This is a genomic window from Anaerophilus nitritigenes (assembly GCF_004138215.1).
Lineage (GTDB): Bacteria > Bacillota > Clostridia > Peptostreptococcales > Thermotaleaceae > Anaerophilus > Anaerophilus nitritogenes.
The window spans coordinates 20,683-44,074 of sequence record NZ_RYYS01000103.1 but is presented as its reverse complement, the minus strand read 5'-3'; the positions used below and the strand labels follow the sequence as shown (position 1 = coordinate 44,074).

22 protein-coding genes and 2 other annotated features are annotated in these 23,392 nt (G+C 29.8%); of the genes, 9 read left to right on the top strand and 13 right to left on the bottom strand.

The features are described 5' to 3' along the window. Positions 1 to 6: 6 nt before the first annotated feature. From ilvB to leuB, 8 genes are all read left to right on the top strand, one after another. Complete coding sequence (ilvB, locus tag EK368_RS13910; RefSeq protein WP_129600688.1) at positions 7 to 1,698, top strand: biosynthetic-type acetolactate synthase large subunit; 1,692 nt, start codon at positions 7 to 9, stop codon at positions 1,696 to 1,698. 38 nt (positions 1,699 to 1,736) lie between these two features. Further along, positions 1,737 to 1,976 (top strand) — a binding site (T-box leader). Positions 1,977 to 2,025: 49 nt separating this feature from the next. Continuing rightward, positions 2,026 to 3,726, top strand: coding sequence for a 2-isopropylmalate synthase (leuA, locus tag EK368_RS13905; RefSeq protein ID WP_129600686.1), 1,701 nt, complete (start codon positions 2,026 to 2,028; stop codon positions 3,724 to 3,726). A gap of 27 nt (positions 3,727 to 3,753) precedes the next feature. After that, positions 3,754 to 4,004, top strand: a binding site (T-box leader). 69 nt (positions 4,005 to 4,073) lie between these two features. Next, positions 4,074 to 4,580 carry an acetolactate synthase small subunit gene (gene ilvN, locus EK368_RS13900; protein WP_129600685.1) on the top strand — a complete coding sequence of 169 codons (507 nt, stop codon included), beginning with the start codon at positions 4,074 to 4,076 and terminating at the stop codon, positions 4,578 to 4,580. A gap of 39 nt (positions 4,581 to 4,619) precedes the next feature. Further along, positions 4,620 to 5,612, top strand: coding sequence for a ketol-acid reductoisomerase (ilvC, locus tag EK368_RS13895; RefSeq protein WP_129600684.1), 993 nt, complete (start codon positions 4,620 to 4,622; stop codon positions 5,610 to 5,612). A 30-nt stretch (positions 5,613 to 5,642) separates the two neighbouring features. Continuing rightward, positions 5,643 to 7,235 carry a citramalate synthase gene (gene cimA / locus EK368_RS13890; protein WP_479722773.1) on the top strand — a complete coding sequence of 531 codons (1,593 nt, stop codon included), beginning with the start codon at positions 5,643 to 5,645 and terminating at the stop codon, positions 7,233 to 7,235. 70 nt (positions 7,236 to 7,305) lie between these two features. Then, a complete protein-coding gene (leuC, locus tag EK368_RS13885) occupies positions 7,306 to 8,565 on the top strand; it encodes a 3-isopropylmalate dehydratase large subunit (RefSeq protein WP_129600682.1) in 1,260 nt (419 codons plus the stop codon). Positions 8,566 to 8,582: 17 nt separating this feature from the next. Further along, entirely contained in the window at positions 8,583 to 9,077 is a 495-nt protein-coding gene (gene leuD / locus EK368_RS13880) for a 3-isopropylmalate dehydratase small subunit (RefSeq protein WP_129600681.1), read from the top strand. Positions 9,078 to 9,127: 50 nt separating this feature from the next. Continuing rightward, positions 9,128 to 10,198: a 3-isopropylmalate dehydrogenase gene (gene leuB / locus EK368_RS13875; RefSeq protein WP_129600679.1), complete on the top strand. Its 1,071-nt coding sequence runs from the start codon at positions 9,128 to 9,130 to the stop codon at positions 10,196 to 10,198. A 102-nt stretch (positions 10,199 to 10,300) separates the two neighbouring features. On the opposite strand, the gene EK368_RS13870 is transcribed toward leuB, so the two are convergent. Continuing rightward, a complete protein-coding gene (locus EK368_RS13870; protein ID WP_129600678.1) occupies positions 10,301 to 10,729 on the bottom strand; it encodes a universal stress protein in 429 nt (142 codons plus the stop codon). Between the two features lie 268 nt (positions 10,730 to 10,997). Between EK368_RS13870 and EK368_RS13865 the strand changes: the two genes are divergently transcribed. Next, positions 10,998 to 11,276 (top strand): hypothetical protein, encoded by a 279-nt coding sequence (locus tag EK368_RS13865; protein WP_129600677.1) that lies wholly within the window; start codon positions 10,998 to 11,000, stop codon positions 11,274 to 11,276. 16 nt (positions 11,277 to 11,292) lie between these two features. On the opposite strand, the gene tadA is transcribed toward EK368_RS13865, so the two are convergent. From tadA to EK368_RS13810, 12 genes are all read right to left on the bottom strand, one after another. Then, positions 11,293 to 11,757, bottom strand: coding sequence for a tRNA adenosine(34) deaminase TadA (gene tadA, locus EK368_RS13860; protein WP_129600675.1), 465 nt, complete (start codon positions 11,755 to 11,757; stop codon positions 11,293 to 11,295). Positions 11,758 to 11,891: 134 nt separating this feature from the next. Next, the gene (locus EK368_RS13855; RefSeq protein WP_129600674.1) at positions 11,892 to 13,850 is read right to left on the bottom strand and encodes a TRAP transporter permease; all 1,959 of its coding nucleotides are present in this window, start codon (positions 13,848 to 13,850) and stop codon (positions 11,892 to 11,894) included. An 89-nt stretch (positions 13,851 to 13,939) separates the two neighbouring features. After that, positions 13,940 to 14,440: a DUF1850 domain-containing protein gene (locus tag EK368_RS13850; protein ID WP_129600672.1), complete on the bottom strand. Its 501-nt coding sequence runs from the start codon at positions 14,438 to 14,440 to the stop codon at positions 13,940 to 13,942. Positions 14,441 to 14,455: 15 nt separating this feature from the next. Continuing rightward, complete coding sequence (locus EK368_RS13845; RefSeq protein ID WP_129600671.1) at positions 14,456 to 15,457, bottom strand: TAXI family TRAP transporter solute-binding subunit; 1,002 nt, start codon at positions 15,455 to 15,457, stop codon at positions 14,456 to 14,458. Between the two features lie 479 nt (positions 15,458 to 15,936). After that, positions 15,937 to 16,263 carry a hypothetical protein gene (locus EK368_RS13840; protein ID WP_129600670.1) on the bottom strand — a complete coding sequence of 109 codons (327 nt, stop codon included), beginning with the start codon at positions 16,261 to 16,263 and terminating at the stop codon, positions 15,937 to 15,939. A gap of 40 nt (positions 16,264 to 16,303) precedes the next feature. Then, positions 16,304 to 16,435, bottom strand: coding sequence for a hypothetical protein (locus EK368_RS15305; RefSeq protein WP_279222284.1), 132 nt, complete (start codon positions 16,433 to 16,435; stop codon positions 16,304 to 16,306). Positions 16,436 to 16,638: 203 nt separating this feature from the next. Next, positions 16,639 to 17,868, bottom strand: a complete 1,230-nt coding sequence (locus EK368_RS13835) for a hypothetical protein (RefSeq protein WP_129600668.1) — start codon at positions 17,866 to 17,868, stop codon at positions 16,639 to 16,641. 409 nt (positions 17,869 to 18,277) lie between these two features. Further along, a complete protein-coding gene (locus tag EK368_RS13830; protein ID WP_165000473.1) occupies positions 18,278 to 19,174 on the bottom strand; it encodes a transposase in 897 nt (298 codons plus the stop codon). A 102-nt stretch (positions 19,175 to 19,276) separates the two neighbouring features. Further along, positions 19,277 to 19,783, bottom strand: a complete 507-nt coding sequence (locus EK368_RS13825) for a hypothetical protein (protein WP_129600665.1) — start codon at positions 19,781 to 19,783, stop codon at positions 19,277 to 19,279. 54 nt (positions 19,784 to 19,837) lie between these two features. Next, positions 19,838 to 21,298 (bottom strand): sensor histidine kinase, encoded by a 1,461-nt coding sequence (locus EK368_RS13820; RefSeq protein WP_129600664.1) that lies wholly within the window; start codon positions 21,296 to 21,298, stop codon positions 19,838 to 19,840. Further along, positions 21,288 to 21,989, bottom strand: a complete 702-nt coding sequence (locus tag EK368_RS13815) for a response regulator transcription factor (protein ID WP_129600662.1) — start codon at positions 21,987 to 21,989, stop codon at positions 21,288 to 21,290. Before EK368_RS13815 ends, EK368_RS13820 begins: the two co-directional genes overlap by 11 nt. 93 nt (positions 21,990 to 22,082) lie before the next feature. Next, positions 22,083 to 23,285 carry a TolB-like translocation protein gene (locus EK368_RS13810; protein ID WP_129600661.1) on the bottom strand — a complete coding sequence of 401 codons (1,203 nt, stop codon included), beginning with the start codon at positions 23,283 to 23,285 and terminating at the stop codon, positions 22,083 to 22,085. Between the last annotated feature and the right edge of the window lie 107 nt (positions 23,286 to 23,392).

Genomic DNA, 23,392 nt, shown 5'->3' with positions numbered 1-23,392 from the left:
GGAGTGATGCTTTTGAAATTAAATGGTTCTGAAATTTTACTAGAATGTTTATTAGAGCAAGGAGTAGATACAATCTTTGGATATCCTGGCGGAGCTGTTTTAAATATATATGATGCACTCTACAAATATAGCGATAAAATAAAACATTATCTTACATCCCATGAACAAGGTGCATCTCATGCTGCTGATGGATATTCTAGAGCAACTGGAAAAGTAGGAGTATGTTTAGCCACAAGTGGTCCTGGAGCAACAAATCTTGTAACAGGAATCGCTACTGCTTATGCAGATTCTGTTCCCTTAATCGCTATAACTGGAAACGTTGGAGTAGCCTCTTTAGGAAAAGATAGTTTTCAAGAGGTTGATATACAAGGAATTACTATGTCCATAACAAAACATAATTTTATCGTTAGAGATGTTAATATGTTAGCTGAAACGATAAGAAAAGCTTTTTATATCGCTCAGTCCAATAAACCAGGGCCTGTTTTGATCGATATAACAAAAGATGTTACAAGTGATACTTGTGAATATGAATATAAAAAACCTAAAAAAATTTTACCAAGGACAAAAACAATAAAACAAAATGATTTATTAAATGCTATAAAATTAATATGCAAAAGTAAAAAACCAATAATTTTTGCTGGCGGGGGTATTATTTCTTCAAAAGCAACAGAAGAATTAATAAAATTTGCTGAATTAATTGATTCGCCAGTAACTTTAAGTACTATGGGCCTTGGAGGTTTTCCAGCATCCAATATTCGTTATACTGGAATGTTAGGTATGCATGGGTCTAAAGCCTCAAATTTATCTGTTATGGAATGTGATTTATTTATTGCACTAGGAACTAGGTTTTCAGATAGAGTTTCTGGAAACACATCTCAATTTGCAAAAAATTCTAAAATTTTGCACATAGATATTGATCCTGCTGAAATCAATAAAAATATTTTTATTGATCAAAGTGTTATTGGAGATTTAAAGGAAATATTAAAACGCTTAAATTCAATGTTAACAAAACAAGATCATAAGGATTGGAACAACCAAGTAAACCAGCTAAAATTAAAATATCCACTAACATACAAAAAAGATGAACAGCTTAAACCTCAATACATCATGGAAAAAATTAATGAAATTACAAAAGGTCAAGCAATCATAACAACAGATGTTGGTCAGCATCAAATGTGGGCCTGTCAATACATTAAACACGAAAAACCTCGCCATCTTATCACTTCTGGTGGAATGGGAACTATGGGGTTTGGCTTAGGAGCAAGCATTGGTGCAAGTATTGGAAATCCTGATAAAATTATTATGAATATTACAGGAGATGGCTGTTTTAGAATGAATTGTATAGAAATCGCAACCGCTGTTGAATACAATATTCCTGTAATCATATTGATTATGAATAATCATGCTCTTGGTATGGTTCGGCAATGGCAAAGTATATTTTATGACTCTAGATATTCTTATACCACATTAAACAAAACAACAGATTTTGTTAAGCTTGCTCAAGCTTACAATGCAGAAGCTTTTCATATTACAGAAAAATCCCAAGTTGAAGAAATTTTAAGAAAAGCAATTTCACTAAAAAAACCTGTTGTCATTAATTTTGAAATTGATTGTGATGAAAAAGTTTTTCCAATGATACCCGCTAATTCAAACCTAGATCATTTTATAACAGAAAATTCAAAAGATTTGTTGACTTAACAATAAAAATGTGCTACTATTTTAAAAAATCAAATAATATTAACACTGTGATTAGGAATAGTAAATTTTTAATAATATACAGAGAGTTGTTGTATGGTGCAAAACAACTATTATTAACTTTTGAACTCGCCTATGAGTAACGAGCTGAACCATAACTTTTGTTATAGTAAGTAAGTCGGGATCGACCGTTATATCGACAATCGTAAATCTTACGTAAGAGCTGTGTTTTTTTATAAAACAAATTAGAGTGGTACCGCGGAATAACTTCCGTCTCTTTATTGAGACGGAAGTTTTTTTATTATATATAAAAAATTAAGGAGGTCCCCTATGAATCATTTCAATTATAAAAAATACAAAAGATATGAACCTATAAAATTAATAGATCGAACTTGGCCAAACAATACAATTACAAAAGCTCCCATTTGGTGCAGTGTGGATTTAAGAGATGGAAATCAAGCTCTTGAAATTCCAATGTCATTAGAACAAAAAATTGACTTTTTTAATTATTTGGTAAATATTGGTTTCAAAGAAATAGAAATAGGTTTCCCAGCAGCTTCTGATACAGAATTTGAATTCACGAGAACACTTATTGAAAAAAATTTAATTCCAGATGATGTCGTCGTTCAAGTATTAACTCAAGCTAGGGATCCTATCATTGAAAAAACATTTGAAGCATTAGAAGGAATTAAAAAAGCAATTGTTCATGTTTATAACTCTACCTCAACTTTACAAAGAAATGTTGTATTTAATGCTTCAAAAGACGAAGTGAAAAAAATTGCTATTTCTGGTGCTGAAAAACTTAAATATATGGCTCAAAAATATGGTAAAGAAAAGTTTATCTTTCAATATTCTCCTGAAAGCTTTACGGGTACAGAAGTAGATTATGCAGTGGAAGTTTGTAATGCCGTCATTGATATCTGGAAGCCTACAAAGGACAATAAAGTCATTATCAACTTACCAGCAACAGTTGAAATGACTACTCCCAATATTTACGCTGACCAAATAGAATACGTCTGTAGGAACATAAAAAATAGAGATAATATTATTATTAGCTTGCATACACATAATGACAGAGGAACTGCTATTGCTGCAAGTGAGCTAGGATTGTTAGCAGGTGCCGATCGAATCGAAGGTACACTTTTTGGAAATGGTGAAAGAACTGGTAATGCTGATATTACCGCCCTTGCATTAAATATGTTTACGCAAGGCATAAACCCATACCTTGATTTTAGCAACATAAACGAAGCTATAGAAACATATGAAAAATCAACTCATATGAGTATACACAAAAGGCAACCCTATGCAGGTGAATTAGTATATACTGCTTTTTCAGGTTCTCACCAAGATGCAATCCATAAAGGATTGGAAAAAATTAAAGAAAACTCAGAAATATGGGAAGTTCCTTATTTGCCTATTGATCCCTTTGATGTTGGAAGAAATTATGACCCAGTCATAAGAATCAATAGTCAATCTGGAAAAAGTGGTTCTGCTTATATTTTAAAAACAAATTATGGATTAAATATTCCTAAAAATATGCAACAACATTTTGGCAACTTAGTTACAAAAATTAGTGATGAAAAGAATCAAGAATTATCACCAAAAGATCTATATGAGTTATTCTGTAATCAATATGTAAACATCCATTCACCCATTAAACTTATTAATTTTAAAGAGATCTTTGACAATAACACAAATTTAGAATTTGTAATTGATTTTGAAAATGAAATTGAAATTATAAATTCAGTAGGCAAAGGCTTGTTAGAAGCTTTCTGCAAAGGGTTAATCACTAGATTTGATTTACACTTTGAAATTACAGATTACATGGAACACTCATTATCTAACAGTACTCATTCAAAAGCTATTACTTATTTACAAATTAAATATAAAGATCAATTTATTTATGGATCTGGAATTAGCAATAGCATAGCAAAATCTTCCATATATTCTGTTTTAAGTTGTTTTAATAAAATTTTGATTTTTTTAAATAAAAATTCAAAATTTTCTATTGACAAGAATATAAAATTTTGATAACATTTTGAAAATTAATATTATTATTCAAAGGCAACGATTGAGACCGGTTTTTAATTTTTGTTTTCAGAGAGCTAGTGTTTGGTGCAAACTAGTAACTAAATTAAAAAACATATCCCTCATGAGTCTTTATTCTGAAATTATATTTTTATAAATATATAGTAAGAATAAACGGTAAGCTCCGTTATTGGCTAAGGTTTGATAGAACCTTTTGAGTCTTTTACTGTAAAGTAAAATTAAATTAGGGTGGTAACGTGTGATGAACTCTCACCCCTAGCTAATCTAGGGGTGAGTTTTTTATACCCTGTATGGATTTAGTACACTGTTTTATGAAAAGAGGTGATCCAATGGAAAAACACATTTTATCAATTTTGGTAGAAAATCATTCAAGTGTATTAAGTAGAATAACAGGCTTGTTTAGTAGAAGATGCTTTAATATTTCAAGTTTAAGTGTAGGTGAGACACAAGATCCTAAACACTCAAGAATCACAATTGAAACTTATGGTGATGAGTTTATTATAGGACAAATACAAAAACAGTTAGATAACCTAGTTGATGTTATTAAAATCATTGAACTTAAACCTTGCAATTCAGTTTACAGAGAAACAAATTTGATTAAGGTAAGAGCTGATTCAACAGCTAGAGCTGAAATTATTGATACCGTTAAAATTTTTAGAGGATCCATTATAGATGTTTCTCAAGAATCATTAGTTATTGAAATATTAGGGGAAAAAGATAAAAACAATGCATTTATAGAACTGATGAAACCTTATGGAATCCTCGAATTAGTACGTACTGGTATTACAGGACTTGAAAGAGGAATAAAAACCTTAAAAGACTATAAAGACTATTAAATATTTAAATTTGTATAAAAATATAGGAGGTAATCAATTATGGCAAAATTATATTATCAAGAGGATTGTAATCTAGAATTTTTAAATGGAAAAAAAGTAGCGATTATTGGCTATGGTAGTCAAGGACATGCCCACGCACTAAATTTACACGAATCAGGTATAGATGTAATCGTTGGTTTATACGAAGGCAGTAAATCTTGGAAAGTAGCAGAAGAAGCTGGTTTATGTGTTAAAACAGCATTTGATGCATCTAAAGAAGCAGACATCATCATGATTTTGGTGAATGATGAAAAACAAGCAAAATTATACAATGAAAGTATTCTTCCAAATTTAACAAAAGGAAAATATTTAGCCTTTGCACATGGTTTTAACATTCATTTTGGACAAATTGTTCCACCAGATGACATAAACGTATTTATGATTGCACCAAAAGGTCCTGGTCATACTGTAAGAAGCCAATATCAAGAAGGAAAAGGTGTCCCTTGTCTTGTTGCAGTTCATAAAGATCCATCAAGCAATACAAAAGATATAGCTTTAGCTTATGCAGCAGGTATTGGTGGTGCCAGAGCTGGTATACTTGAAACCACATTCAAAGAAGAAACTGAAACAGATCTTTTTGGAGAACAAGCCGTTTTATGTGGTGGTGTAACAGAGCTTATGAAGGCTGGTTTTGATACTTTAGTGGAAGCTGGCTATCAGCCAGAAAGTGCTTATTTTGAATGTTTGCATGAAATGAAGTTAATCGTAGACTTAATCAACAAAGGCGGCTTAAGCTATATGCGTTACTCTATTTCAGATACAGCAGAATATGGTGATTATTGTGTAGGTAAAAGAATTATTACTGAAGAAACAAGAAAAGAAATGAAAAAGGTATTAACAGAAATACAAGATGGAACTTTTGCTAGAAATTGGATACTTGAGAATCAAGCAAACCGACCACAGTTTAATGCTATAAGAAAAATCGAATCACAAACTCTTATTGAAAAAGTTGGAAATGAGCTTAGAAAAATGATGAGTTGGTTAAAAAAATAAAATAAATATATGTATGAGGGTGAGTGAACTTTGATAAAAAAAATTACAATATTTGATTCTACATTAAGAGATGGAGCACAAGCAGAAGATATTTCATTTTCTGTAGAAGATAAACTAAAAATAGTGAAGGCTTTAGATGAGTTTGGTGTACATTATATTGAAGCTGGAAATCCTAGTTCTAACCCAAAAGATTTAGAATTTTTTAAAAGATTAAAAGATGTCCATCTTAAAAATTCAAAAATTTCTGCTTTTGGAAGTACTCGAAGACGAGATATCCCCGTAGAAAAAGATCCTCATGTTCAATCACTATTAAATGCAAATACAAATACTATCACGATTTTCGGAAAAAGCTGGGATTTCCATGTAACAGAAATCATTCAAACAACACTAAATGAAAACCTTAAAATGATTTCAGAAACAATCATTTATCTAAAATCTAAAAATAAAGAAGTTTTCTTTGATGCAGAACATTTTTTCGATGGATATAAAAACAATCCAGAATATGCATTAAAAGTATTACAAGTTGCCATAGCTGCTGGCGCTGATTGTGTGATTTTATGTGATACAAATGGTGGAACTTTTCCTAATGAAATTTTTGAAATTACTAAAATCGTTAAAGAAAAGTTTAAAAAAGTTTCAATAGGAATACATTGCCACAATGATTGTGAAATGGCTGTAGCAAATTCTATTATTGCAGTCAAAGCAGGCATAGAACATATTCAAGGTACCTTTCTTGGATTTGGAGAACGTTGTGGTAATGCAAATCTAGCAACCATTATACCCTGTTTACAGTTAAAAGATCATTATCATTGTGTACAAAATGATCATTTAAAAACACTTACAACAACCTCACGTTTTATAGCTGAAGTATCTAATGTAAATTTAAATGATCAGTCACCGTTTGTTGGGAAAAAAGCTTTTGCACATAAAGCAGGTATGCATATTGATGGTGTTGCAAAAGCATCCCATAGTTTTGAACATATTAACCCTACACTTGTTGGAAACGAAAGAAAATTTCTAACTAGTGAAGTTGGTGGCCGTAGTACAATACTTTCAAAAATTCAAAAAATAGCACCATATGTTACTAAAAACTCTCCAGAAACAGAAAAAATAATGACTCGATTAAAAGAGTTAGAATACGAAGGTTACCAGTTTGAGGGTGCAGAAGGAACTTTTGAATTAATAATAAGAAAACAATTAGGAAAGTATACTCCTTTTTTCAAACTTGAAAATTTTAAAATCATAGGAGAACAACCTTATGAAAAAGGTAAATCTGCAACAGCACTAATAAAAGTAATAGTTGACGGTAAAATGGAAATTACAGCCTCAGATGGAGATGGACCTGTCAATGCACTAGATAAAGCTCTTAGAAAAGCATTAGAAATCTTTTACCCTGAACTTTCAAAAGTTCATTTAACAGATTATAAAGTAAGAGTCATAGATAGCAATAGTGCTACCGCTTCTAAGGTTCGTGTTTTGATAGAATCAACAGATGGTTTAGAAAGCTGGTCAACAATTGGTGTTTCCAAAGATATTATAGAAGCAAGCTGGATAGCTTTAGTGGACTCCATTGAATACAAGTTAATAAAAGATATTGAAAAGAAAATCAAAGCTTTTATTTAAATTTTAATAAGAAACAAATAATGTAATGCTCTTATATACTCATAGCAAAACTTTTGAAGGAGGACATAAAATGGGAATGACAATGACTCAAAAAATTTTAGCTACACACGCAGGACTTAAAGAAGTCTGTGCTGGTCAGTTAATCGAAGCAAAATTAGATCTGGTTTTAGGAAATGATGTTACAACTCCAGTTGCTATCAAAGAATTTAAAAAAATTGGTGTAAATAAAGTTTTTGATCATGAAAAAGTTGCAATTATTTTAGACCATTTTACACCTAATAAAGATATAAAATCTGCTGAGCATTGTAAAATGTGTCGTGAATTTGCCATAGATAAAAATATTGATAACTTTTTTGATGTAGGCTCCATGGGTATAGAACATTGCTTAATACCTGAAAAAGGATTGGTTGTAGCAGGAGATGTTGTAATAGGTGCAGATTCACACACTTGCACCTATGGTGCATTAGGTGCCTTCTCTACTGGTGTTGGAAGCACAGATATGGCTTGTGGTATGGCAAGTGGATACACATGGTTTAAAGTTCCATCTGCAATCAAATTTATACTTAAAAACAAACCCGCTAAATGGGTTAGCGGAAAAGATATTATTTTGCATATCATCGGATTAATTGGAGTTGATGGTGCATTGTATAAATCTATGGAATTTTGTGGTGATGGATTAAGATATTTAACAATGGATGATCGATTTACTATTGCAAATATGGCCATTGAAGCTGGTGGAAAAAATGGTATTTTCCCAGTAGATGAAAAAACAATAGAATATTTAAAAGAACATTCAGTAAAAGAGTTTAAAGTTTTTGAAGCAGATGATGATGCAAACTATGATGAAATTATTGAAATTGACTTATCAAAATTAAGACCTACAGTGGCATTTCCTCATTTGCCAGAAAATACAAAAACCATTGATGAAGTTGAAGAAATAACAATTGATCAAGTTGTCATTGGATCTTGTACAAACGGAAGAATGGAAGACTTAAGAATTGCTGCTAAAATATTAAAAGGCAAAAAAATAGCTAAAAATGTAAGAGTCATTATTTTTCCTGGCACACAAAAAATATATCTGCAAGCACTTAGAGAAGGATTGATCGAAGATTTTGTAGAAGCTGGTGCAACTGTTAGCACCCCAACGTGTGGACCTTGTTTAGGTGGACATATGGGTATTTTAGCAAAAGGTGAAAGATGTATTTCAACAACAAATCGTAATTTTGTAGGAAGAATGGGTCATGTTGATTCAGAAGTGTATTTAGCCAGTCCTGCAGTTGCAGCAGCATCAGCTTTGGCAGGTAAAATTAAAGACCCAGAATCCGTCTAAGGAGAGGAGTTTCAAAAATGAAAGCAAACGGAAAAGTTTTTAAATATGGAGAAAATGTTGATACAGATGTAATCATCCCAGCAAGATATCTAAACTCCTCAGATCCAAAAGAGTTGGCTCTGCATTGTATGGAGGATATTGATATCGACTTTGTAAAAAAAGTACAACAAGGTGATATTATTGTTGCTACAAAAAACTTTGGCTGTGGATCATCAAGGGAACACGCACCCATTGCAATAAAAGCTTGCGGTATATCTTGCGTAATCGCTCACTCATTCGCAAGAATATTTTATAGAAATGCCATCAATACAGGACTTGCAATTTTAGAATGTAGTGAAGCAGCTGAAAGAATTCAATCTGGTGACCAAATTGAAGTAGACTTTTCAACTGGTATCATCACAAATTTAACAAAAAATGAATTTTATCAAGCGCAACCCTTCCCTAAATTTATGAATGATATCATTGCAAAAGAGGGACTTATCAATACATTAAAAGAAAAGTTAGATTCATAATATTTTTTCGTATCATCTCAAATCTCGTAATTATAGGAAAGGAGTTATTTATGAATTTTAATATATCAGTAATTTCAGGCGACGGAATAGGTCCAGACATAATCGAACAAGCAACAAAAGTATTAAATAAAATTGGTCATAAGTTTGGACATCAATTTAAATTTATTGAAGTAGATGCAGGAGGAATAGCTATTGATAAATTTGGTGAACCTCTTCCCCAAAAAACTTTAGATATTTGTAAAAGTAGTGATAGTATCTTACTTGGAGCTGTTGGTGGCCATAAATGGGATACACTTCCAGTAGAAAAACGTCCTGAAAAAGCATTGTTAGGTTTAAGAAGCGAGTTAGGACTTTATGCAAATCTACGTCCAGCAGTCTTATATGATACATTAAAAGATGCATGTCCATTAAAAGATGAAATTTCTAGCAAAGGTATAGACTTTATTGTTGTGAGAGAATTAACTGGCGGAATGTATTTTGGCGAAAGAGGAATCAAAGAAACTCATTTGGGTCAAGCCGCTTGGGATACTGAGATGTATGCAGTTGAAGAAGTTAGACGAATCGCTAAGACTGCTTTTGATATTGCAATGCTTAGAAACAAAAAAGTTACAAATATTGATAAAGCAAACGTACTCGCATCATCAAGGTTATGGCGTTCAGTAATTCTCGAAGTTAAAAAAGACTATCCACAAGTAGAACTTGACCATTTGTATGTTGATAATGCTACTATGCAACTGATTAAAAATCCTTCAAGCTTTGATGTAATAGTTACAACAAATATGTTTGGAGATATTATTTCTGATGAAGCAAGTCAAATCACAGGTTCCATAGGAATCATTCCATCTGCAAGCTTAGGTAAAAGTGGACTAGGTATGTATGAGCCAATACATGGTTCTGCTCCTGATATTGCCGGAAAGGATTTAGCAAATCCAATTGCTACAATATTGTCTGCTGCTATGATGTTAAAATACTCATTTCAACTTGAAGAAGAAGCTACCACAATTGAAATAGCTGTATTCAAAGTTTTAGAAAATGGATATAGAACAAAAGATATTATGAGCATAGGTAAAAAACAAGTAGGCACTAAAGAAATGGGTCAATTAATAACGGATGAAATTTAATTTGTATAAAAAGTCTTCCTTTGGAAGACTTTTTATACTTGACTATATACTATTTATATAAATCATACATTAATAGAATATTTCTCTATAAAAAGCTATACATTATTTTACAATTAAAACAGGTACCTTTGAATGACTTAATACTTTATGAGATACACTTCCTAGCATCACCTTTTGAAAAGATCCTAACCCTCTATTACTCATTACGATTAAATCCATCTCCTCTTTTTCAGCTACATCAATAATTTTATGAGCAGGATGTCCAAATTCTATTGCAGAATCTATTTTTCCACTGAAATTTTCTAAATTCTTTAATCCCTTTTCTAAAATTTCCTGACTTTTTTCTAAAACAGCTTCTTTTAATTTTTGAAATGCAGCATCTGCTTCTATTAATCCTTTTCGATATGGAGTATCGTCTATAACATAAAGTATTTTTAAATCGCTACCAAATTTCTCTGCAATCTCACTTCCTTTAAACAGAGCTTTATTGGCATACTTTGAACCATCATAAGCAATTAATATTTTTTTCATTTTAAATCCCCCTTTACTCTTTTCAATTTGTATACATTAAAGATACCCCTAGATCCAAAACATAAACAATGGAACAAACTATTCTTTTACTCCTATAGCAAATAATCCTTCTTATCAAATCCAAATTTTCCTTCTCTTATACTATTGATTTATTATAAGTAGAATCAAAAATGACAAAAATTTTTATAAATATTTTATAATTTATATTCTTTTTGATATTCAAAAATGATATATTTTAATATAGATGCTAAATGATGAGGTGACATAAATGAACAAATTTTACATGACTTTGCTGTTAGTACTGATTGCTGCCATATTAGGAATGCTTTCTAATTATCTAGACAACATATATTATGCTATCTTATCTTTAACAATTATTTTTATTTGCTTTCTACTAGAAACTTTTTCTTTTTCTAGACTATATTCTATATGGACTTCTAAAATTAAATTTTTAAGTCAATTAAAATTTCATATTTCTAGTAAAATATCTCTTTTTATTAGATCTCTTCGTTGTTTTAAGCTTCACAAAAGACATTCTACAAAGTAAAAGTGGTTTTAGCAAATTAGCTACAACCACTTTTTTTATTCCTAAGATATTTAAAAAAATCTTTCATAAGTTGTGCACATTCATTCTTTAATATTCCTCTTATTACTTTTGTTTGATGATTTAATCGATTATCCTCTGGAATGTTAAACAAAGAACCTGCACCTCCACCTTTAGGGTCCATAGTTCCTATCACTAAAGTATCTATTCTTGAAAGAATAATAGCTCCTGCACACATAGGGCAAGGTTCTACTGTTACATAAAGATCACAGCCTGATAATCTCCATCCTCCTAAGAATTTAGCTGCCTTTTGAATAGCTAATATTTCTGCATGAGCTATAGGATCTTTAAATGTTTCTCTTAAGTTATGAGCTCTTGCAATAATTTGTCCATCTTTAACAATTACTGCCCCTATAGGAACCTCTTCTAATTCCATAGCCTTTTTTGCTTCTCTCAATGCTTCTCTCATATATTTTTCTATCATTTTTTACCTCTAAGCATAAATATTTTTAACCTTGAGTATATCACCAAACACTAAATTAATCAATATTTTTACATATAATATCATAAATACTAGCAAGCTCACTATAAACTATAGTGAGCCTGACTTTTTATAGGTTATGCAACCATTTCTTGTTTCACCTTTTCTCTTTGCATCCAATATCCTCCTGCCAGGAGAATTATCCCTACTATATTTAGCCTTATATCTGTAGTTACAAGTAGTACTCCTCCAACAGCAAATATCATCCTCTCTATCATAGACATATTTGCTCTTAAATATCCTGTAAGAGCTGCTGCTACACATATGATTCCTATTAGTGCTGTAATAAGAATCAAAATCATCTCTAAAGGCTGAACATCAATAAGTAAAAGTTCTGGACTATATACAAAAATATATGGAATTAAAAATGCTGCTATAGCAAGCCTTGCAGCTTGAACACCTGTTCTCATAGGTTCAGATTTTGCCACTCCAGCCGCTGCAACAGCTGCTAAACAAACAGGCGGTGTTACATCAGCAACAATCCCAAAATAAAAAGCGAACATATGAGCTGCCATTATAGGAACATCCATCATCAAAAGAGCTGGTGCTGCAATAGTAGATGTGATTACATAATTGGCAGTCGTAGGAACTCCAATTCCTAAAATCAAAGAAGTAATCATAGTGAAAAATAGAGTAAGAAAAAGCTTTCCATTTGCAATACTAACAAGAATTGAACCCATTTTAAGTCCTAACCCTGTTTGAGTTACAACTCCGATAATAATTCCTGCACAAGCACATGCAGCAATTACTGTTAAAGCTCCTCTTGCACCTTTTTCTAGCCCATCTACTATATCCTTAAAGCTAAGTCTTGTTTCTTTCTTGATAGATGCACATAAAATGGATGTAACAATAGCACCTAATGCTGCTCGAATAGGTGTATACCCTGCAACCAATAAATAAACTACAATAATAATTGGAATAAGCAGATGCCCTCTTTGTTTCATTATTTTACCAAACTTGGGAAGTCTATCTCTTGAAATTCCTTCTAAGCCAAGCTTTTTAGCCTCAAAATGTACTCCAGAAAATACTCCAAAATAATATAAGAGTGCTGGAATACAAGCAGCAGAAATAATATTTACATATGGAGTATTTGTAAATTCTGCCATAAGAAAAGCTGCAGCTCCCATGATCGGTGGCATCAATTGTCCACCTGTTGATGCAGTCGCCTCAACAGCTCCAGCAAACTCGCTCTTATACCCTAACTTCTTCATCATAGGAATCGTAAAGCTCCCTGTTCCAACTACATTTGCTACAGAACTTCCTGTTAATGTTCCCATGCAACCACTAGAAATTACAGCAACCTTTGCAGGTCCTCCAGCTGCAAATCCAGCTAAAGCATTGGCACTATCAATAAAAAATTCTCCCATTCCAGTCTTTTCAAGATAAGCTCCAAATAATAAAAACATAAATATAAAAGTAGAAGATACTCCTATAGGAATACCAAATATTCCTTCTGTTGTAAAAAATAATTGTTGTACCAAATTTTCAATATCTACCCCTCTATGAGCAAGTTGCCCTGGAACATAAATTCCAAATAATGCATATAATATAAATAATAATGCGATAATTACCATAGGCCACCCAATTACTCTTCTAGCAGCCTCTAATACTAAAATAATAGCCATAATCCCTATAATCATATCTGTTTGACTTACAGTTCCAGCTCTTAATACGAGCTCTTTGTAAAAAACTACTACATACATGCACACTGCTGCTGCTGTAATAGCAAGTAAAATATCTACAGGATGCATCTTCTCTCTTGACCAACTTTTTCTAGATGGATATAAAAGAAATACCAAAGATAAACCAAAAGCTAAATGTACTGCTCTTTGAAGCATAGCATCCATAACTCCAAATATACCTGTATATAATTGAAAAAGAGTAAAACATATTAAAATAGCAGATATAACTTTACCTGCAACTCCTTTTAGTTCACGAAAATCGGAACCCTTATCATATTTTCTTAATATATCTTGTGTATCACCCGCACTTATTTCATCTATTCCTTGGGGTTTTATATCTTTATTTTGTTTCATTTTATATCCCCTTTCTCAACATCTTCTCTTGTCTCTATAATACTTTTATCCTAAATCTCAATAAAAAAATTCTTCCCAAACCCCTTTTGTTACAAGAGGTTTGAGAATGGATCATATCTATCTACGATATAAATTTTAATCAAGTCATCAGGTTTCTTTACTAAATCTATAAGTTCATACCTATGATCACCAACAGATAACCAATGTTTAGGAATTGGCGATACTCTTAAATGAATATCATGAAAATCTCTATTTATTTTTAATATAAATTTTCCATTCTTGATCTCAAAGTCTCCTTCTTGTTGTGAATACGGAAGCCCTACCCCAAAGGATTCATATATAGTTTTATAAAGCGATAACTCATTTTTATTCTTTATCTGAAAAAATTCTTCTACTGGAGTTAATAATACAGAATGTGTATATCCAATGCTAAATTTTGAGTCCGGAAGAATAAATTCATGTTTGATGTTTTCGTCTAAATCCTCAATGACTAATACCTTTTTACTTTTTGAGTCCGTGATAAGAATTACTCCTACAAGCAACATACATACAATAATTATGTTCCATCTCCCTATACCTTTTTTGTCCAAATTACTTTAATCTCCTTATTTTAATAATCCTTCTTCTTTAAAGTATTTTTCAGCTCCAGGATGAAGTGTGATAGACATTCCTTCTAGTCCTGTATCTTTTGTAATATTTTTCCCTACATTATGAGCTGCTACTATTCTATCGTGATTATCATAAATAGTTTTTACCATTTGATATGCTAATTCTTCGTCTAAATCAGCATTTACAGCAAGCATAGCTTTAACTGTTAAAGTTTGTATATCTTCTGTTTGTCCTTTATAAGTATTTGCAGGTATAGTGAATTTTGTAAAGAATTTGTATTTTTCTAATAGCTTATCTGCTATTTCTCCATCTACAGGTACTACGTGTACATCATTTTGAGCTCCTAAATCTTGAATTGCAGCAGTTGGAATTCCTGCTGTTAAAAATGCTGCGTCTACTTGTTTGTCTTTAAGTCCTGATGATGCTTCTGAGAAGGATAAAAATTTTGCCTTAATATCTTTTTCAAAATCCATTCCAGCAGCAGCTATAATTTGTCTAGCATTAGCTTCTACTCCACTACCAATAGCCCCTACTGCAACATTTTTACCTTTTAAATCTGCTACCGTTTTAATCTTTGGATCTGTAGTAATGAGTTGAAGAGGTTCACTATACATAGTATTTAATCCTCTAATGTCTTCATACTTAGCATCCTTAAACATTTCTTCTCCATTTTCTGTATACCAAGCGACATCATTTTGTACAATTACTACTTCAACTTTTTTATCTTTCAATAAGTTAATATTTGCTACAGAAGCTCCTGTACTTTGAGCAGTAGCATTTACTCCTTTTATGTTATTATTCCATATTTCAGAAAAAGCTCCCCCTAATGGGAAATATGTACCTGCTGTTCCTCCAGTTCCAATATTTACAAAAACTTGTTTTGTTTCTTCTGGCTGTTCACTACTTGTATCTGTTGATTGACTACCGCAGCCTCCTAATAATCCTATAAGCATAATACCTATGGTTAACCCCGATAATAATCTCTTTTTTTTTGTCATGATTTTTCCCCCTTAATTTTTCTTTTTTTGTTTTACAAAATCATCAATAAAAAAGCTCCCCCCTTTTTTAAAATATATGAAAATCTTTAAAAATCATGCATAACTATCTTCAAATCTATAAAACAATCTATATGTTTAATATTTAAATTATTCACGCTTTTTAGAATTACGGACTTTTCATATCATTATCTTTCTTTTGTCAATAGAGTATTCTCTACATATATCACAATATCCTTTTTTTTCAAAAAAATTTATTATATAACATTTTTAGTCATTTTCCCATACTTTTACGCTAAGTTTATTTGAACTTTTTATCGATTTGATTACAATATATTTGATCGTATATTGAAGATGATATATTTTAATATTTTAATATTTATATATATATCTTTTTTCAGAAAATTCCACCTGCTTGTCCATCATTTTATTTATATCCATCTATTCATCTACAAATATGCTTTTTTATTATCCATTTTTCATCAATATCTCCTCAATAAATTCTTCATTACTTGATCAAAAGGCATACCTCCCACTTGATCCATGATTTGTTCTAACTGGGATTTAGCCTTTGGTCTTTTTAAAGAACCACTCAAAACAATTTGTACTAATTGATCTTTATCTATTAAAATAGAAGTTACCTCTAAAACTCCACCTAACAAAGCCGCTATCACTAATATTTGACCTGGAGTTAAATTAGCTTTATTGCAATTTTTACGATCTCGCTTCATCCGCTCATACTCTTCTTGTATTCCAAATTCTTCCATGACTTTTTTTAAAAGTAAATCCATTGGATCTTTTGAAGACACTAATTCCTCCTCCTTTTTGTAAACTGATTTTACAAATATTTTATATGACTGGAATAATTCTCGTTTCATCAGATATTTCAGAAGGACCTGCACAACCTGTTACAAAGAGAATAAACAACATGGAAGTAATTATCAATAACAAGTCATGTTGAACATTTTTTGAAAGCTCCATTGAAATCTCCTCCTTTTAGATCGTAAATTTTATATTTCATTATACTCATTTATTTAGATCCTTGTGCCAAAAGAAATAAAAACACCCTTATGTTATAAGCAGATGGGCATTTTTATCAAAAGAAAATAAGTCTATTTTATTGATATAGTTCAGATGCCGTTGCATCTGTAATATTACTAATCTTTAAAACATTAATATAATCTTCATCCTTTTTTAACTTTGTCTTTATTATTTTCTTTATTATTCTTTTTATTTCTTATATTAATATTTCCTTCATCATCAAATTCATAATTAAGTATAATTTTTTCCCCATGTTCGTTTATATATTGGATACTATTTGAATCTATAGACTTTAATTCATACTCTGGATATACTTCTTCCCCTTCCAGTCTATCTATTAAATTGATTGATTGACTATTCTTTACATCATATAAAAACAATCCTTTAAAACCAGCAGTAAAAAATAAATATCTATCACTAATCCACTTTAAGTTATCTACAAAATATCCAGGATATATTCTTTCGTCCGCTTTACTATAGTCACAATATCTTATAAGAATACTAGCATTTTCATAAGTACCACCATCCTCCTTATAAGCAAGATATTTTTTATAAGGAGATAAGATTCCGTTTTTTTGTATCTCTTTTTGTAAAATCTCTTCCCATGAATAATAGATTTCTTCTCCCTTAAATACGAAATCTTTATCTATATAAGTAATTTTTACATTCTTATTTTCCTTCACTAAAGTTCCATCAAAATCATTATATACTCGTATCTTTATTTCATCAAAAAGCTCAAATTCTATTCCTGGATATCGTACAAGCCATCCTCCGCCTCTAATATGAGACTTAGATAAATATTTATGATATTTTTCCATAAAAGTATCATAAGAAGTATAATAACCTTTTTCTTCTCCATTCTTTACAAAATCATATAATAGATTCTTATAGTCTTTTGAAATGAAATCTCTCTTAATGAAAGAAACTTCTTCTACTTTTTTATTTCCCTTAATAATCAAATAATATTTTTCTGTTTTATATCCTAATAATTCTATTTTTTCGTTCTTAATATTTGGTTGCCCTATGTTCTGAATAAACTCCTCAGTATTCATTCCCATCTTTAAGTTGCCTATAATATTATCTTCAAATCTGTTGGTAAATCTTAATCCGCCCTCCATTTTGACTCCTTTTTTATATAGTGTATCTATATTATATTTTCCTTTAAACTCCATCTCCTTTATGTTAATAAAATCATTAGCAAGATCACATAATTTAAATTTGCTTAAATCTATATCTAAAACTTTCTTTAAATGCACCTCTTTTCTTAATAATTCCTCTTCTGATCCTTGCAAATCTTTATTTTCTGCAAAACTACATGCACATAAATTCAGCAATAAAGACAATAATAAAAAAATTGTAATTATGTTTTTCATAGATACTCTCCTTTTTACTCTAATGTATTAACTTTAAGAACATTCCAACTATTTAAATAACAAAATATTCCTTGCCTAATAATATTAAAACATTCCCATTACCATAAATCAACATATTTCCCTCATATATTTAAATAATAACTTTAACTGTACGTATATCTATTTCATATATCTATTCATTACTTTAGATTTATCACATGGTTTTTGGGTTTTGGTTTCAGTTTTGGGCAGTTTTGTAGGGTTTAGAACGGGTTTGGGGACGGTTAATAGGGTTTGGGGACGGTTAATAAATTTTAATATTACAATAAAAAAATCCTTTATCACAAGATAAAAGACTCCTTTATTGGATTCTATTTTATTTTTAGGCACTCAAAATAACCCCTTGATTTCTGTAAATATTTATTTAAGCTTAAGCACTTTTTAAAAATTTCTCTAACAATCCGTCTTCTTTAAAAGCCATCTCCATACCTATCATAGATAAATTTGAAACTCTCGTCTGAGTAATATTTCCTATTAATCTACATATCCTCTTTTGAGTCATATTACAATAACAGCTCATTAAAAAACAACTAATGGCTCTTAATTTTACGTATTTCCTTTTATATTTTACATATACTCTATTTTGCTCTATTTTTAAATGTTTAGCTACCATTTCTACAACTTCTTCTCCTGTATAGTTTCTTGGAATAATTCTTCTTTCGCTTTTATATACATTTTCAACTTTTTCAAATTCTACATCAATAGAATCATTTTCATTTTCGCATTGTTTTACAAATTCAATATAAGTTTTCTTATTTTTTTTATTAGTTAAATTAAGTAGTTGACTTAGAAAAGAAATATCTAATATTTCAAAACTGTTGCTTCCTTTGATATAATCATTTAAACTAGAAAATGGATATCTTTCTACTTGATTTTTATAATTAGGCAAATCCTTAGGATTGTTATGAATATACGCAGATAATGTAATCAAATATTTTTCATCTTTAATCAATTTGCTCTTGAATCTATCTTGGAATAAATGCCCATGCCTATTATATTTTCTATTAAAATATTGAGCATAGCAAAAATTAATACTATGCATAATTTTAGATATGTCTGCTCCATTACAATCTATGATCATATGTCCATGATTATCTAACAAACAATAGGCATATACCTTAAATTGATACTTCTTTTGATATTTTTGAAACAATTTGAAATATTTTATTTTGTCTATATCATCTAAAAACAAATTCACTTCACTTATACTCCGAAACATAATATGATAAATTCCTTCTTCGCTTTTTACTCGAGCTACTCTAGGCATAAAAAACCTACTCCTTTGTTCTTTTAGGAGTAGTTTCTGCATATTATCATTTATTATTCTTAATATTTAACCGTCCCTTGTTCACCTTGTTCATATTAATATTTAACTGTCCCTTGTTCCATCCCTTGTTCCATTTGAAAGCTTTTTAAATTTATCATAATGAATCCACCATAATATTATTCCATATACCATTCCTACCATTCCCCAAATAATTAACTTCATAATAAAATCCTTTAAGAAATAATTACTTACAGCAATCCCTAATAATACACCCCAGTTAAGGACTCCATATATCACTATAAATCTTAAAAACATATTAAAATCAAGTTTTGAATCTTTCTTTCCTAATTGTTTTAAAAAATTCCATTCTAAATATCCAATAGTTACTCCCAATAAAGAAAATAATAATAATTTTATAAATATATCTCTAAAATAAAATTGATTCACATTTGATATAGCCCCAGTAAAAATACCATTAAGAATACATAAAATCATTCCTTGAACAATTATTTTATATAATGTTACATCAACTAATATATATTTAAATATTCCTTTTTCTTTTATGTCCTCCCATTTATATTCTGAATAAAATTTATTTAAATAAAACATATTGAATCCTCCCTAAATATTATAATATACCCAAAATAGTAGATATGGTATTTCTCATTTTTCATTATAAATAGGAAATATAATTTGAAAAATAGTTCCCACTTTAGAGTTTAAAATAGTTAACCGTCCCTTTTGTTTTTTTACAAGGTTATGGACAAGAGAAAGTCCTAGCCCAGTTCCCGAGAACTTTTTTGATCGATTTTTATCTACTGTATAAAAGGGATCAAATATTTTTTCTCTATACTCACAGGGTATTCCGATCCCTGTATCTTCTATTTCAATATAGTTGTAATTATCTCTTACATAGCTTCTTATATATATTTTTCCATCACTTATATTGTATTTGATTGCATTGTCTATAAGGTTTATAAATATTTGCATAAAGCTTTCACAATCCATAAAAATATAAGCTGACTGGATATTTTTTATGATTTCTATGCCAAATTTAGAAGCTTTTCCACTCATTCTATTACATATATCTATGAGAACTTTTTTTGTATCTATTTTTTCTTTTTTTAATTCAAAATCATATTTTTCAATTCTTGATAAATAAAGTATATTCTCTACCATGCTATCTAATCTTTTTAATTCTTTTTCTGCTATTTCCTTTGATTTATGTACCATATCTTCATCATCTTTATAAAGGGTCATCAAATCTATTTGTGCTTTTATTACAGTTAGTGGAGTTTTAAATTCATGAGTAATATTTCCTATAAATTCTTTTTGCTGCTTCTCTAATCTTTGAAGTTTTTCTACAGCCAGCTGTAGTTTTTCTTTTTCATTATGAATCTCATTCATATTTCCTTTTATTCTACTTGCCATAAAATATATGCCTTTACTCAAATCCCCAATTTCATCTTTTTCATCTAATATTTTTACAGCTTCATAATTTCCTTTTTCAATTTCTTTTACAGATTTTTTAAGTCCTAAGATGTTATGAACAATTTTTGAAAAATAAAAACGTGCCAATAAATAAGTCACAACAATCGAAGCTATTCCAACTTCTAAGAAAAGCAGTCTGATTTCTTTATAAAAAGCTTTTTCTTTTTGCGTATCATATTCAAATTTTAATACACCAATTTGTTTTTTTAAATCATATACAGGAGCTAGATACAATATCTTTTCATTATTTTTTTCATATACGATTTTGTTATTTAAAGCTTCCTTCATGATTTTTAGATTTTTTTCATCTTTTATATCACTTTGTATACTTGATATCAAATTTCCTTTCATATCATAAAATGATATATACAAATCTAATATTCTCCCTAAATTAAATCCTATTTCTTGTGCATTTTCAGTATAAAATTTATTACAATCTTCATAATCACTAGAAAGAAATTTCTCCCTTATATAAAGATTTGCCGTTTTACTATTGTCTTTTAAAAATGCTTCATAAGATTGTCTTTGGTTTTTTTCTATTCCTTTTAACATAAAAAAACTTATGATAAAAAGATTAAAAATAAGTAATAAAATAATAAATATAGTCCATTTTATTTTTATACTAGCTTTCATAAATTTTCTCCACTACTTTATATCCTATTTTAGGTATAGTTTTTATAATTTCACTATATTTTCCTATCTTTTTTCTAATTCTTTGGATATGTATATCAATAGTTCTTGTTCCTCCAAAATAATCTTGTCCCCAAACTTTATCTAGAATCTCATCTCTTGTAAAGGTTTTTCCCTTATTTTTTACAAGAAACGATAAAAGATCAAATTCTTTTGGTTTTAAATCTATCATATTATTCTCTATATAAACCACTCTTTCTCTTAAACATATTTTTATTTCATGTATCTTTAAAACTTCATCAGAGGTTTTTTCTATGTCACTATTTCCTTTTTTTATTCTTCTACTTAAGGATCTAACTCTTGCAAGAAGCTCTAACATATCAAATGGCTTTGTCATATAATCATCAGCACCTAATTCAAGGCCTAATACTTTATCTACCAAATCACTTTTGGCTGTAAGCATGATAATTCCCATATTGTTATTATCTTCTATTTTTTTGCAAACCTCATAACCATTAAGCTTTGGCATCATTACATCTAAAATCAATAAATCTGGACGAAAATTTTGTATTTGACTTACGGCTTCCTCCCCATCATAAGCTTTATAAACTATATATTGTTCACGCTTTAGAGCATAGGCAATTGAATCTGTTATATTGTCTTCATCATCTGCTACTAGTATTTTGATTTCCATATATATCTCCTTTCTTTTATCTAACCCTATTTTAGCATAATATTTAAAATAGAAAAAAGAGCACATTTGCTCTTCTTTCTATAAATCATATTCCTAATTTAAAGTTACTACACTCGTTACATAAGAATTATGAGGATTTTCTGATTCTTTATAAGATGTCATAAAAAATTGATTTGAATCTTTATCCCAATCCGCCTCTGAAACACATTGTGAAAAAATCTTAAAGCTTTTTTCTGTTTCAAAGTCATAAACAAACATATTCTTTTCTCCTTTTTCACCATACACACGATAAGCAACCTTTATCTTATCTGGTGAAACTTGCACGCTTCCTCTTATATCACCTTTCGCAATAATTTTTTTATGTTTTCCATTTTCATCTAATTCCCAAAGTTCTCTCTCTCCTGAAGCATTTTCTTCTAATTTAGCCGTATTTTGCTTGTCTCTATGATAATAAAACTTTTTAGCCTCTGCCTTTGTTGTTGCTTTATATTCTTTCGTTTTTAAATTATATACAAAAGGAGCTTCAGTATATGTCTCTAGTAAAATTTCATCACCTTTTTTAATAGGAAATCGTATAGAGTTATTTTCTTTTTCATATTTATATCTTTCTTTTGCTTCTTTAAGCTCCTTATCATCAGGAGACTCTCCATCATAATATAATTTTAAGTGTTTTTCAAAGCTATATTCGTTAAAATCATTTAAGTTTTCAACTAGTTTATTTGGAAGCTTAATTTTTTCTTCATTTCCGTCTACATCATATATAAATAGATCCATACCTTTTGAACAAATTATTTTATTTTCATCCAAAAATCCAGATGCTTCATTTACTTTCTCTGCTATTTTCTTTTCTTCTCCAGTTTTTAAGTCAATTATATACACATTTTTTCTATCATCCCAACTATACCAGTCGAATCTTTTTGTATACAATACATATCTTTCATCTTTTATTATATCCCTAGTAGATAATAATGTTTTACCACTATCCTCATTTTTACTTAAAGTTTGAAGCTCTCCACTATTTATATCATATATAGCTACATTAGGAATTTTTTCATTATCATGTGAAATACTGAAGTTCTCGATTCCTAAAATTTTTCCATTCCCAAGCCAATACTCTCCTCTAAAATTATCAATTTCATCAATTTTTTTAATGGATAAAACATCATTAATTTCGTCTTGTTGATTGTTAAGTACTACGACCTCCTTTTCTTTTTCTTTTGAATCACAAGCAGTCATTCCACATACAGAAATTGCTGCAATCAATGAAGTACAAACTATTTTTTTTGTAAATTTCATGTTTTCTCCTCCTATTTATCATCTTATAGTAAAATTATAGCTTCTTTTCTTTTCTAAAAGATAAATAGAATATTTCCAAGATGTAAACTTTTTAATTTCAGAAAAAA